Annotated in this window: 13 protein-coding genes; 5 read left to right on the top strand and 8 right to left on the bottom strand. The window is 66.5% G+C overall.

Going from position 1 to position 12,303, the window contains the following annotated elements:
- Nucleotides 1–157 precede the first annotated feature (157 nt).
- The 3 genes from ACQUSW_RS02350 (at nt 158) to ACQUSW_RS02340 (ending at nt 3,564) form a co-directional block, all read left to right on the top strand.
- Nucleotides 158–1,276, top strand: a complete 1,119-nt coding sequence (locus ACQUSW_RS02350; protein ID WP_428930662.1) for a tyrosine-type recombinase/integrase — start codon at nt 158–160, stop codon at nt 1,274–1,276.
- Nucleotides 1,266–1,601: a helix-turn-helix domain-containing protein gene (locus ACQUSW_RS02345; protein WP_045263234.1), complete on the top strand. Its 336-nt coding sequence runs from the start codon at nt 1,266–1,268 to the stop codon at nt 1,599–1,601. Before ACQUSW_RS02350 ends, ACQUSW_RS02345 begins: the two co-directional genes overlap by 11 nt.
- 388 nt (nt 1,602–1,989) lie before the next feature.
- Entirely contained in the window at nt 1,990–3,564 is a 1,575-nt protein-coding gene (locus ACQUSW_RS02340; RefSeq protein WP_231579238.1) for a hypothetical protein, read from the top strand.
- A 31-nt stretch (nt 3,565–3,595) separates the two neighbouring features.
- On the opposite strand, the gene ACQUSW_RS02335 is transcribed toward ACQUSW_RS02340, so the two are convergent.
- The gene (locus ACQUSW_RS02335; protein ID WP_045263236.1) at nt 3,596–5,110 is read right to left on the bottom strand and encodes a SulP family inorganic anion transporter; all 1,515 of its coding nucleotides are present in this window, start codon (nt 5,108–5,110) and stop codon (nt 3,596–3,598) included.
- Nucleotides 5,111–5,299: 189 nt separating this feature from the next.
- Here ACQUSW_RS02335 and ACQUSW_RS02330 point away from each other — a divergent pair, with 189 nt between their 5' ends.
- On the top strand, nt 5,300–5,683 hold the full coding sequence (locus tag ACQUSW_RS02330) for a helix-turn-helix domain-containing protein (protein ID WP_045263237.1): 384 nt from the start codon (nt 5,300–5,302) through the stop codon (nt 5,681–5,683).
- Here the strand turns inward: ACQUSW_RS02330 and chrA are convergent, their stop codons facing one another.
- The 6 genes from chrA to trxB are packed head-to-tail and all read right to left on the bottom strand — an operon-like array spanning nt 5,684 to nt 10,725.
- Nucleotides 5,684–6,910, bottom strand: coding sequence for a chromate efflux transporter (gene chrA, locus ACQUSW_RS02325; RefSeq protein WP_231579239.1), 1,227 nt, complete (start codon nt 6,908–6,910; stop codon nt 5,684–5,686).
- 8 nt (nt 6,911–6,918) lie between these two features.
- Nucleotides 6,919–7,326 carry an arsenate reductase ArsC gene (locus ACQUSW_RS02320; RefSeq protein WP_045263239.1) on the bottom strand — a complete coding sequence of 136 codons (408 nt, stop codon included), beginning with the start codon at nt 7,324–7,326 and terminating at the stop codon, nt 6,919–6,921.
- A 15-nt stretch (nt 7,327–7,341) separates the two neighbouring features.
- The gene (locus ACQUSW_RS02315; RefSeq protein ID WP_428930661.1) at nt 7,342–8,346 is read right to left on the bottom strand and encodes a metalloregulator ArsR/SmtB family transcription factor; all 1,005 of its coding nucleotides are present in this window, start codon (nt 8,344–8,346) and stop codon (nt 7,342–7,344) included.
- Nucleotides 8,343–9,431, bottom strand: a complete 1,089-nt coding sequence (gene arsB, locus ACQUSW_RS02310) for an ACR3 family arsenite efflux transporter (protein ID WP_045263241.1) — start codon at nt 9,429–9,431, stop codon at nt 8,343–8,345. Before arsB ends, ACQUSW_RS02315 begins: the two co-directional genes overlap by 4 nt.
- Nucleotides 9,428–9,754, bottom strand: coding sequence for a thioredoxin (gene trxA / locus ACQUSW_RS02305; protein WP_045263242.1), 327 nt, complete (start codon nt 9,752–9,754; stop codon nt 9,428–9,430). Before trxA ends, arsB begins: the two co-directional genes overlap by 4 nt.
- Nucleotides 9,751–10,725 carry a thioredoxin-disulfide reductase gene (trxB, locus tag ACQUSW_RS02300; RefSeq protein ID WP_045263243.1) on the bottom strand — a complete coding sequence of 325 codons (975 nt, stop codon included), beginning with the start codon at nt 10,723–10,725 and terminating at the stop codon, nt 9,751–9,753. The genes trxA and trxB overlap by 4 nt, the downstream gene beginning before the upstream one ends.
- Before the next feature lie 58 nt (nt 10,726–10,783).
- On the opposite strand from trxB, the gene ACQUSW_RS02295 reads away from it, so the two are divergent.
- A complete protein-coding gene (locus tag ACQUSW_RS02295; RefSeq protein ID WP_428930660.1) occupies nt 10,784–11,914 on the top strand; it encodes a DinB/UmuC family translesion DNA polymerase in 1,131 nt (376 codons plus the stop codon).
- A 3-nt stretch (nt 11,915–11,917) separates the two neighbouring features.
- Here the strand turns inward: ACQUSW_RS02295 and ACQUSW_RS02290 are convergent, their stop codons facing one another.
- Nucleotides 11,918–12,268, bottom strand: coding sequence for a sulfate permease (locus ACQUSW_RS02290; protein WP_188700222.1), 351 nt, complete (start codon nt 12,266–12,268; stop codon nt 11,918–11,920).
- Between the last annotated feature and the right edge of the window lie 35 nt (nt 12,269–12,303).

Here is a 12,303-nt window from a genome sequence, read left to right as displayed (position 1 = left end):
GGTCGCAAGTTGCAGTGAATGCAACTGTCTACGCTTGCAATCGAGGCTTATTGGTCGCACCCGATGCCGAGCACCTCCGACCATAACAGCGTGATCTCGCGGATGTTGGGATCAGAGTTGACAGGGTGATGCACTGTCTCGTACTTTGTTGCATCTAATGCAAGATTTTGGGGCCTCTCCTGCCGCGCTTCGGCTGATCACTTCGACGTCGAACGTCGTGTTGGTGAACCCGGAGCAGCAGGTCTTCGACGCGATGATCGAAGGCTGGCGGAAGCAGCAGCTGTCGCGAGGCCTGCGTGAGCAGACCATCCGGAATCGGGTGGCCACCGTGGTGAGGTTCCGCGACTTGGTGGATAAACCGCCGTGGAAGTGGAGCGTCGCGGATGTCGACGAGTTCACCGCTGAGTCCGGCGGGCGTACGCGGACGCTCTCGACGATGCGCGCCAATCATGGTGCGATCCGTGGGTTCTGCGATTACCTCACGAGCCCGTTGTACGACTGGATGGAGATCTGCGATCGGGAGTTCGGAGAGTTCCCGTCGCAGGTGTGCCTGCCATGGAACACGGTCGCCCACCGGTTTGAGTTCGAAGGTGACGGGAAGCGTCGTCCGTTCACGTATGACGAGGTCGAGCGCCTGTTCGACACGGCCGATGCCCGTGTCGAGCTGCTGGTCAATTCCGGGCGGAAGGGCGCGCTCGGAGCCTTGAGGGACGCGCAACTGCTGAAGACCGTGTATGCGTTCGGGCTGCGCCGGACCGAGGCGGTCATGCTCGACACCGTCGATCTGCATCACAATGCCAAGATGCGCCAATGGGGGCGCTACGGCGCGATCCACGTGCGATGGGCGAAGGCGGCGGGAGGCGGTGCGCCTCGTCGTAGGACGGTCCTGCTGGTGCCGGAGTTCGATTGGTGGGTGCCAGGCATGCAGCAGTGGCTCGAGCAAGCGAGGGAGCGTTTCGCCCCGCGTGCCGACCTCGACGCGCTCTGGGTGACCGAGCGGCGTACGCGCCTGTCCGCCGGGTATCTCGACCGGAGGTTCGCAGAGTTGCGCGACGAGGCTGGCCTGTCGAAGGATCTAACGCTGCATAGCCTCCGGCATTCGTACGTCACGCACCTTCTGGAGTTCGGCTACGCGGAGCGGTTCGTCCAGGAGCAGGTGGGGCACATGCACGCGTCGACGACTTCCATCTACGCCTCTGTCAGTTCGGACTATAAGAACCGGGTGCTCGCGGAGGCGTTGAAGGCCCTGATCGAAGGAGAAGCTGATGGTCGTTGAGCTCGAGACCGGTTGGAACCTGCGCAGCGTGATGGCATCGCGCGGGATCTTCCAGACGTCGAAGCTGAAGCCGCTGCTCGAGGAGCGCGGCATCGACCTGTCACGGGAGCAGGTGTATCGGCTGGTGACGCAGCCGCCACAGCGCGTCCGCCTCGATGTCCTCGCAGCACTCTGTGATGCGCTGGAGTGCACACTCGACGATCTCGTGACGATCACCCGCCGTGAGGCCGGGATCCCGGTCGCCGTGGGCGAGGAAGCGACGCGCGGATCCATCGGCGATCTCCGGCCGGTTCGTGCCGCCATCCGCCGGCCGCGCACGAAGTAGCGTGGCGGCGAAGCCTCCGCAGGAGCCGAGGGTCGCGGAGATCGTCGCTCTCGTCCGTCCTCTCGTTCCTGAGATCTCACCCGAGCAACTGGCCGAGATCGTGCATTCGGTCGCGCCGGTACCCCTCACGCAACGGCTTCTCGAACTCGCATTGCTGAAGCAACCCGGGGTGTTGGAGGGCCAGCACCGGAACGTGCCAGTAACCGTCCAAGACCTGGCCCACGCACTCGTCGCAGAAGGAGCGAGCCGGGTGGTGCTGCCGACATGCGAGTCATGTGGGCGAGCAGTCCGGATGCCGCATAAGACCCCGAACGGCGGGAGGCATTGCTCGCGCTGCGAGCGGAACGCCAGATCGGTCGCCTGCGCGACCTGCGGACGGGTCAGGCCAGTGCAGCGCACCATCGACGGGAAGCGGTTCTGCCGCGAATGTTGGCGAGCTGATCGTCGATCGTTCGGCCTTTGCTCCCGGTGCGGTCAGCAGGCAACTATCGTCGTCCGCCGTCCCGAGCTCGTCTGCCTGAACTGCTACACCGCACCGATCAAGACCTGCGGGCTCTGCGGCGAACCGGGACGTGTCGCTTCCCATCTCGACGGGCGGCGAGTATGCGCTCGTTGCTACTACGCGATGCGCACCCCGCAACCCTGCCCTGAGTGCGGACGCAAGGTGTTCCTCACCGGGTTCATGAACGGGCAGACGGTCTGCGCCGATTGCGCCGGCTCGCCGATCACGATGGCATGCCCCAGCTGCGGATCAATTGAAGAAGTGCGTAAGCATCGCCTCTGCGCCGAGTGTCGACGACCGATCACCATCCAGCGGCTCCTCTGCGATGACACAGGCAATGTCCGTCCCGCACTCCAGCCGCTCGCGGATTACCTCCTCACACATCACGGCAAGGCGAATTCTCTCGAGCGGTGGCAGCACAAGAGCAAATGCGCCGCCGTGCTCCGTGAACTCGCAGACGAAACCCTGCCTCTCACCGCGGACGCGATCATCACGAGGGCCCGGTCTGGCCAGTCGGTCGCCTTCCTTCTCTCACTGCTGGTCCGCTCCAACGTGCTGCCAGAACTCGACGTCGAGACCGTGCGTTTCGATCACTGGGTTGAAGAATGGCTGGCGAGCATCGAAGCTGCCGACGATCGGCTGATCCTGCGTCGATACTGCACCTGGGAGCTTCTTCGGTCCACCAGAGCGTTCCGGGCTGTGTCGCAGGGCCCCTCAAGCCCCGCGGCCGGCTTCCAGAGACAGCGGGCAGCACTCAGGCATTGCGCCGCGCTCCTGCACGAGATCCGATCGCAGCACGAGACGCTGGCCACCTTCTCGCAGCGCGGACTCGACGCATTTCTCACGGGCTCACCGAGCCAGCGCGACGCCCTCGCCCCGTTCACACGCTGGCTGCGACGGCACCGGCTCAGCACACTCCACGTAGAGTTCCGCACGAGCCACCTCGAGGGCCGGCACTACGAATCCGACCATCGGTGGCAGATGGCTCGCAGGTTCCTCTCGGACCTGGACATGGATCCCAAGACGCGTGCCGCTGGGTTGCTCGTGCTCCTCTACGGCCTCCACCTCACTCGCATCGTCGCGCTCACCCGTGATCAGGTCGACCTGACAACGCGACCGGTGAAGCTCACCATCGGAGCCGAGCCAATCGAACTGCCCGAGGTCCTCGGGAATGCGATCGCCGAGCTCGCTGACACATCGAGACACCGACCCGAGGGATGGCTCTTTCCCGGCAGGAATCCGGGGCTGCATCTCACGCCAGGCCCACTCAGCCGACGTCTGCGCCAGCAGGGGCTGCGTTCAGGAAGCGCTCGGACGACCGCGCTGATCGAATTGACCCGGCAGATGCACCCACGAATCGTCTCCGATCTCCTCGGCATCACAGCAGCGTCAGCAGCTGCCTGGTCGCGCCTTGCCAGTGGCGACTGGACGGACTATCCAAAGCTCCGTGCAGAACCCTGATTAAACCGCGACCGCCATTGCCTCCTGCAGGTCAGTGACCGTTCCCGAGCCCGCCGGTGAGTCGGGCGTGGAACGCGTTTGTGTAGTCGTTCATTCCGACGAACTCGACGGTCTTGCCGTGATGCTCATACTTCGTCTCGATCGCATCGAGCGCCGCGACGGTCGATGCGTCCCAGACGTGCGACCTCGTGAGGTCGATGACCACCCGTTCGGGATCTTCGGTGTACTCGAACATCGTGGTGAGGTCGTTGCTGGAGGCGAACAACAGCTGCCCCTCGACGGTGTAGTGCGCGACCTGAGCGCCGTCGCGGTCGCTGACCTCGCGGGTGACGTCCACGAGGTGCGCCACTCGGCGCACGAACATGATCGCCGCAACGAAGACGCCGACAATCACGCCGATCGCAAGGTTGTGGGTCGCGACGACGACAGCGACGGTGATGACCATGACGGCGGTCTCGCTCTTCGGCATCCGCTTCAGCGTGGAGGGCTTGATGGAGTGCCAGTCGAATGTCCCGACCGAGACCATGATCATCACCGCGACCAGCGCCGCCATCGGGATGATCGCGACGACATCGCCGAGCACGACGATGAGGATCAGGAGGAAGACGCCCGCGAGGAACGTCGAGATGCGGGTGCGCGCACCGGACGCCTTCACGTTGATCATGGTCTGGCCGATCATCGCGCACCCGCCCATGCCGCCGAAGAAGCCGGACGCGATGTTCGCGACGCCCTGGCCCCAGCCTTCACGAGTCTTGTTCGAGTGAGTGTCGGTGACGTCGTCCACGAGCTTCGCGGTCATCAGGGACTCCATGAGACCGACGAGCGCCATCGCCAGCGCGTACGGGGCGATGATCGTCAGCGTCTCCCACGTGAAGGGCACGTTCGGGATGAACAGCTCCGGCAGACTGCGGGGCAGCTCGCCCTTGTCGCCGACCGCAGGAACGTTGATCGCGAAGACCACGACCGCGGCGGTGACGAGCACGATGGACACCAGCGGAGCCGGGACCACCTTGGTGATCTTCGGCATGAACACCATGATCGCCAGCCCGACCGCGACGAGCGGGTACACCATCCATGGCACCCCCACGAGCTCGGGCACCTGAGCCATGAAGATCAGGATCGCCAGGGCGTTCACGAAGCCGACCATGACGCTACGCGGGATGAACCGCATCAGCTTCGCGACGCCGAGCACCGCGAGCACGATCTGCAGCACGCCCGCGAGCAGCACCGTCGCGATGAAGTAGTCCATGCCGTACTCACGCGCCACGGGCGCAATGACCAGAGCGATCGCACCGGTCGCCGCCGTGATCATGGCCGGGCGTCCACCGACGAACGCGATCGTCACCGCCATGATGAACGACGAGAACAGCCCGACCTTCGGATCGACCCCTGCGATGATCGAGAACGAGATCGCCTCAGGGATCAGCGCCAGCGCGACGACGAGGCCAGCTAGGACCTCGCGGGTGAGGATCCGCGGGGTCTTCAGTGCAGTCAGCACCGAGGGCTCGGGTCGGTATCGCGTCTTGTCGTCGGTCATGGTCGTCATGAGGCAGGCCTCCCAGGGGTCGAGATGGGTCGATGTGACACCATCGAAAGCGTGAGTGCGCGTCTGCGCGCGCCCGACGGTGCACCCCGGTCAGGGGTGGCAGTCGGAATGAAACCCGCTAGAAGATGCGAGCCAACCACAACTCTAACGTAACGTGAGAGTTGGGGGCGAATGAGAAGGAGCTGCGCCGTGCCTGGAACCGCGATGATGCACATTGGTGAGCTCGCCGAGCGCACCGAGCTGTCCCTGCGGACGCTGCGCCACTACGACGAAATCGGCCTCCTCGAGCCTTCCGGCAGGTCCGAGGGCGGGTTCCGCCTCTACACCGAGGACGACTACGAACGGCTCATGCTCATCCGCCGGATGAAGCCGCTCGGGTACTCGCTGGAGCAGATGGGCGATCTGCTGCGGGCGCTAGACGCCGGCCAGGTCGAAGGCTCCGTCGGGACTGAGGCCACTCAGCTTCTCTCCGAGTTCCTTATTGACGCGGAGCAGCGGCGGGCGAAACTCGAGAAGCAGCTCGCCGCGGCCGATGAGTTCATCGGCCTGCTGGGCGACCGCATCAGGGCATGATCATGCCCAGGCGAGGCCGATCCCGGCGACGCTCGCGATGATGCCTGCCGCCGCGCCGGCGAGCACAGCGATCCATGCCGGCAGCTTCCAGACGGTGAGCATGAGGAAGCACCCGAGCGCGATGATCAAGGGGGCGAGTCCGGTCACTCCGGATGTGATCACGGGCGTCCACAGCGCGGCGGCGAGAATCCCGACCACCGCGGCGTTCGCGCCTGCCATCGCTGAGCGGACCGTGGGGTTCCCGCGAAGGCGCTCCCAGAAGGGAAGCACACCGAGCAGGAGCAGCAGGCCGGGCACGAAGACAGCGGCGAGGGCGAGGAGCGCCGCGAGCGGTGCCGCCCATCCGTCCTGCATCTCGAAGCCGAGGTAGGCGGCGAAGGTGAACAGCGGACCAGGCACGGCCTGTGCCGCACCGTAACCTGCGAGGAACTGGTCGTGGCTGAGCGCGCCCGCGACGGCAGGCTCCGCCTGTAGCAGCGGCAGGACGACGTGCCCGCCCCCGAAGACGAGCGCTCCTGCTCGAGTGAATGCGTCCGCGATCCCGAACCAGGCGTTGCGCGTCAGCGCGGTGGCCACGGGAAGTGCGACGAGCAGAACGCCGAGCACGACCAGGCACGAGGCCCCGAGACGCCGCGAGACGCGCACGGCAAGCGGCTCGGAGGCTGCGACGTCGATCCGCCGGCACCAGAGGATCCCCGAGGCCAGGCCAATGAGGATCGCGGCGAGCTGGCCAAGGTTCCCCGTCAGCAGCAGCGCCAGCACCGCGGCGGCGACGCCGATCAGGGCGCGGCGGACATCGGGCGTGAGCGTTCGGGCCATCCCCAGCACGGCGTGCGCGACAACCGCCACGGCGACGGCTTTAAGACCCAGAAGTAACCCCGCACCCACGGAGCCGTCCAGGGACACCGCGCCGATGGCGAAGAACACCAGCAGCACCGCGGACGGCAACGTGAACGCCGCCCATGCCGCCAGCGCCCCGCGGAAGCCTGCGCGAACGAGGCCGAGCGCGAAGCCCACCTGGCTCGACGCCGGCCCGGGGAGGAACTGGCACAGGGCGACGAGCTCCGCGTACTGCGCGTCGCTCACCCACTTCCGTCTGGCGACGAGCTCCTCGCGGAAGTATCCGAGATGCGCGACAGGGCCGCCGAACGACGTCACGCCGAGCTTCGCGAACGCCCGAAACACCTCCCCGACGCGACCACGCTCGGACGAAGGTCGTGCGCTCACCACCCGGCTCACTGTCCGATCAGCTCGGAGAGGAGCGCTTCGATGCGGCGTTTGATCTCGTCGCGGATCGGGCGCACCGACTCGATGCCCTGCCCTGCCGGGTCGTCGAGCTTCCAGTCCTCGTAGCGCTTGCTCGGGAAGAACGGACAGGCGTCGCCGCAGCCCATCGTGACCACGACGTCGGAGTCCTGCACCGCCTCCGTGGTGAGCACCTTCGGCTGCTCGCCGGTGATGTCGATGCCTACCTCACGCATCGCCTCGACGGCGACGGGGTTGATCTGGTCGGCGGGCATGGACCCGGCGGAGCGGACCTCGACGCGGTCCCCGGCGAGCTCGCGGAGCCAGCCGGCAGCCATCTGGGAGCGCCCGGCGTTGTGGACGCAGACGAAGAGGACGGAAGGCTTCTGATCAGTCATCGTTGTTCGCTTCTTTCAGTCGGTGAGGGTGGCGAGGAGCTCGCGCACGCGGCCCTCGATATCGTCGCGGATCGCTTCGACCCCTTCCGGGGAGGCCAGCGCTGGGTCTCCGACGGCCCAGTCCTCGTAGCGGACGCCGGGGATGATCGGGCAGACGTCGCCGCAGCCCATCGTGACCACCACGTCTGCGGCGCGCACCGCGTCGTCGGTGAGCGGCTTCGGGAACGCCGTATCGGCCTCCTGCGCGCCCTCGATCTCGGTGAGCAGCGAGCGCACGTGCGGGTGCACATCCACCGCAGGCGTCGACCCGGCGGAGCGTGCGACGACCTTGCCCCCGGCGAGCCGGTTGACGATCGCGGCGGCGAGTTGCGAGCGGCCCGCGTTCTGCACGCACACGAACAGTACCTGCGGCACGCCCGCGCTGCGATCACGGGTCAGGTCGGCCAGGCGCTGTCGGGCGAAGCGTTCGGTGAGCGGGATCAGGTGCGCCGTCAGCTTCGCCGAACGCACCAGGCCCGCGTAGGACTCGCGCACGATCGCGACCACGAGTTCCCGGTTCAGCCCGGTCAGCTCGTCCGTAAGTTCCTCGGCGAGGCGGGTCACGCGGGCGTCCATCTGCTGCAAGGCCTCGGCCCGTGCCGCGGTGTCTTCAGGCTCGTCCGTGACGGCTGCGGCGGGAGCGAACGCGTCAAGGAGAGCCGCGACCGCGCGCTGCCTGCCCGGCGCGATGCGGTAGTACACCCAGGTACCCCGCCGCTCGGACAGCAGCATCCCCGTCTCCTTCAGCACCTTCAGATGGTGGGAGACCGTCGGCTGTGACACCTCGGCGAGCTCGGCGAGGTCGCACACGCAGGACTCTCCGCGCGGGTCGGTCGCGATCGCGGAGAGCATCCGCAGACGCAGCGGATCAGCGAGCGCCTTTAGCGCGCCGGCCACGGTAGTCGCGGCCTCGGTGCCGATGGCATGCGTCGCGGACGGCGCGCACGCCTCCGTGTCGGAGTTGACGGCGGTATCGGTCATGACGTCCTCGATTCGACGGCGTAGGGGTCGGTGCGGAACCAGGCCTTCGCGGCCCAGAGTGAGACGTAGACGAGGCCGACCAGCACGGGCACTTCGATCAGGGGGCCGACAACGCCCGCGAGGGCCTGCCCGGAGGCCGCGCCGAAGGTGCCGATCGCGACCGCGATGGCGAGTTCGAAGTTGTTGCCCGCCGCGGTGAACGCGAGCGTCGTCGACCGTGCGTAGCCGAGGCCGAGCGCTTTGCCGAGCAGCAGCCCCGCGAACCACATCAGGCCGAAGTAGATCAACAGCGGCAGCGCGATCCGCGCCACATCCAGCGGGCGGGACGTGACCTGCTCACCCTGCAGCGCGAACAGCAGAACGATCGTGAACAGCAGCCCGTACAGCGCCCATGGTCCAACCGCGGGGAGGAACTTCTCCTCGTACCAGGCGCGGCCGCGGCGCTTCTCGCCGATCCATCGCGACGCGAAGCCCGCCACCAGCGGCACGCCGAGGAAGACGAGCACGTTCAGCGCGATCTGCCAGACGGAGACCACCAGGCCCTGCGCGTCCAGGCCCAGCCAGCCCGGCAGCACCGTGAGGTAGAACCAGCCCAGCACCGAGAACATCACGACCTGGAAGACCGAGTTGATCGCGACGAGCACCGCCGTCGCCTCACGGTCACCGCAGGCCAGGTCGCTCCAGATCACGACCATCGCGATGCACCGCGCCAGGCCCACGATGATCAGCCCGGTCCGATACTCGGGCAGATCCGGCAGGAAGATCCAGGCGAGCGCGAACATCACCGCGGGGCCCGCCAGCCAGTTCAGCACCAGCGACGAGACCAGCAGCTTCTTGTCCCCGGTGACAGCGGCGACCTTGTCATAGTGGACCTTCGCGAGCACGGGATACATCATCACCAGCAGGCCCAGCCCGATCGGGATCGAGATCCCGCCGACCTCCATTGCGGAGAGCGCGTCGGAAAGCGCTGGCACGAATCGTCCGAGGAGGAGGCCCGCGACCATGGCGAGGCCGATCCACAGCGGCAGCCACCGGTCGAGTGCGGAAAGGCGCTTCGGCGCGGCGCGGGTCAGAGTGTCGGTCATGCGAACAGATCCTCGATCTTCGCCGAGTAGACGGGCTTCGGGTGCGCGCCAATCAGCACGTCCACCCGTTCCCCGTTCCGGTAGAAGCCAAGGGTCGGGATCGATGTCACGCCCGCGGCGGCCACAGTCTCAGGATTCTGATCGGCGTCCAGCTTCACGATCTTCACACGCCCCGCGTACTCGCCGGCGAGCTGATCCAGGATCGGAGCGATTGCCTTGCACGGCCCGCACCAGGTCGCCCAGATGTCGACGACGACGGGCAACTCGGAGTCGAGGACCTCGTCCTGGAAAGTGGCGTCGGTGACGGGGGTGACGGTGCTCATGCGAAGACCTCCAGAACAGGTGCGGAAACGGTAGCGGGTGCGAGGTCCGACAGGTAGTGCTGGGCGTCCTGCGCGGCCGCGCAGCCGGTGCCCGCGGCGGTAATCGCCTGCCGGTACGTGTGATCGACGAGATCCCCGGCCGCGAACACCCCAGCCAGGTTCGTCCGCGTGGACGGGTGCGCGACACGAACGTAGCCGTCCGCGTCGGTGTCTACCTGATCCGCGACGAGCTCGGAGCGCGGATCGTGCCCGATCGCGACGAACACCCCCGTCGCGTCGAGCGTGCGCTCGGCCCCGGTGACGGTGTCGCGCAGCATGAGCCCGGTGACCTGCTCGTCGCCGAGGATCGCGGCGACCTCGCTGTCCCACGCGACCTCGATCTTCGGATCGTCCAGCACGCGCTGCGCCATAATCCTCGACGCGCGGAACTCGCCCCGCCGGTGCACGACGGTCACTTTCGACGCGAACCGAGTGAGGAACAGAGCCTCTTCCATCGCCGAGTCCCCGCCACCGATCACGGCGATCTCCTTGTCACGGAAGAAGAACCCGTCGCACGTCGCGCACCAAGACACTCCGTGCCCGGACAAGCGCTCCTCCTCGGGGAGGCCGAGCTTGCGGTACGCCGAGCCCATCGTCAGGATCACTGTCCGCGCCAGGTACGTCTCGCCGGCACCGGTCTCAACGGTCTTCATGTCGGCGTCAAGATCGACGCGAATCGCGTCGTCGTAGACGATCCGAGCACCGAACCGCTCCGCCTGCGCTCGCATCGACTCCATCAGCCCCGGACCCTGCACACCGTCAACGAAACCGGGGAAGTTCTCCACCTCAGTCGTCGTCATCAACGCCCCGCCCGCGGTGACCGAACCCGCGATCACGACCGGAGCGAGACCCGCACGGGCTGCATAGACCGCCGCGGTATACCCGGCGGGACCGGACCCGACGATAACCAGCTCCACCTCTTGATTTGACATGCTTCTATATTGACATTCATCGAATCAGACCGCGAGTCCATGATGGCTTCGTCACCCGATGTTCACCTACCGTGGTCGAATACGGCCTACCAACGCGCTTCGCGGCGAGCCCGCGTCGTCGCTGAGCCGCGCACAAAAGTGCACTCTTCGACAATCGGACCTACCAGTAGAGATCATCTCCCGCTACTCGGCCTGGCAAGAGGTCTACTCGGTCGACGAATCCTTCGTCGGACTCCGCGGCACACCCGAGGAGCTGGAAAGCATCGGGCACGAGATTCGCCGCACCGTCCGCCAGCTCACGGGCGTGCCCGTCCGTGTCGCGATCGGTGCGACAAAGTCGCTCGCAAAGGTCGCGGCGATCGGGATCAAGAAGGCCTTCGCCGAGATCGGCGTGCTCAACCTCGCCCGCTACGACGCCGCACAGATGGATCGCATCCTCGACAGCATCGACGTCACCGACCTCTGGGGCGTCGCCGGCAGATCCGGCAAGCGTCTCGCCGCGATCAACATCCATACGGCGCGGGAGCTGCGGGACATGGACCCGAAGTGGGCGCGCAAGCGGTTCAAAGTGAACATGGAACGCATTGTCCTCGAACTGCGCGGCGTGCCGTGCATCCCGCTCGAGATGGTGCCGCCCGCAGTGAAGGACCAGCTCATCTTCTCCCGCTCGTTCGCGAAGAAGATCACCACCGAGCCTGACATGGAGCAGGTGATCTCGCTCTACGCGCAGTGCGTCTCCGCAAGGCTCCGCGCACAGGGCTCGGTTGCTCAACACCTCTCGGCATGGGCGGCGACCGGCTGGGCGGATACCGGCACGGTTAGCCACAGCGCGCAGGCCACTGTCGCACTGCCAACGCCGACGGATGATCCGATTACTCTCACCAAAGCTGCCCGTGCGCTACTGCCGAAACTGTTCCCCGTCGACGGCATCCGCTACGCCCGCGCCGGGGTCGTCCTCACCGACCTGCGCCAGGCCGACGGCGTGCAGCCGCTCGATCTGTTCCGGCCGGAGTTCGAGGGCCGCGGTGTCGGGCAAGCGCTCGACGAGATCAACCGCAAGTTCGCCACGACCGCAGTCGGCGTCGGACTCGGCGGGATAAAGACACCACCGGGTTGGGAGATGAAACGTGAGCTGCTCTCGCCGAGGTGCCTCACGAACTGGGATGAGCTACTGGTCGCGGCGGCGTGATCGTTACGCGGCCGCGCACTGAGGCTCACGACGGTCCACAGTCCGCCGCGCTCGTCGCTCGGCAGCGCGCACGCGCATAAGCTGCACGAGCGACACTGGCCCGAAGACCAGGAACTTGAACGCGTTCCAGATGCACACGAGCATCACGACGTAGAGCCACTTCGAAGCGCCATCGTCGATAAGCACGCTCATGAGTGTGGCGAGGTAGAAGTAGGCGACGCTGAGGAGCATCGCCGGGACGCCCCACTTGAGACCGCTGCGGGTGCGGAGCTTGTCGAGCGCGATGTTCGTCGGCATGAACCGGCGCATGAACGCTCGGACGTAAAGGCTGGCGATCCAGATGGTGCGAAGCATGAGTACAGTCCTCTCCTGTCGGGAGGCGACAGGTA

This window comes from Microbacterium luticellae, from assembly GCF_050408645.1.
In the GTDB taxonomy this organism is placed as follows: domain Bacteria; phylum Actinomycetota; class Actinomycetes; order Actinomycetales; family Microbacteriaceae; genus Microbacterium.
Note: the sequence above shows the minus strand (reverse complement) of the source record. Positions and strands in the feature narration are given on the sequence as shown.

Excerpts from the sequence above, each read along its gene's own strand:
- ACQUSW_RS02290 (WP_188700222.1), bottom strand. The coding sequence starts at position 12,268 with ATGCTTCGCACCATCTGGATCGCCAGCCTTTACGTCCGAGCGTTCATG.
- ACQUSW_RS02350 (WP_428930662.1), top strand. The coding sequence starts at position 158 with ATGCAAGATTTTGGGGCCTCTCCTGCCGCGCTTCGGCTGATCACTTCG.
- ACQUSW_RS02335 (WP_045263236.1), bottom strand. The coding sequence starts at position 5,110 with ATGACGACCATGACCGACGACAAGACGCGATACCGACCCGAGCCCTCG.
- ACQUSW_RS02320 (WP_045263239.1), bottom strand. The coding sequence starts at position 7,326 with ATGACTGATCAGAAGCCTTCCGTCCTCTTCGTCTGCGTCCACAACGCC.
- arsB (WP_045263241.1), bottom strand. The coding sequence starts at position 9,431 with ATGACCGACACTCTGACCCGCGCCGCGCCGAAGCGCCTTTCCGCACTC.
- trxA (WP_045263242.1), bottom strand. The coding sequence starts at position 9,754 with ATGAGCACCGTCACCCCCGTCACCGACGCCACTTTCCAGGACGAGGTC.
- ACQUSW_RS02315 (WP_428930661.1), bottom strand. The coding sequence starts at position 8,346 with ATGACCGATACCGCCGTCAACTCCGACACGGAGGCGTGCGCGCCGTCC.
- trxB (WP_045263243.1), bottom strand. The coding sequence starts at position 10,725 with ATGTCAAATCAAGAGGTGGAGCTGGTTATCGTCGGGTCCGGTCCCGCC.
- ACQUSW_RS02345 (WP_045263234.1), top strand. The coding sequence starts at position 1,266 with ATGGTCGTTGAGCTCGAGACCGGTTGGAACCTGCGCAGCGTGATGGCA.
- ACQUSW_RS02295 (WP_428930660.1), top strand. The coding sequence starts at position 10,784 with ATGTTCACCTACCGTGGTCGAATACGGCCTACCAACGCGCTTCGCGGC.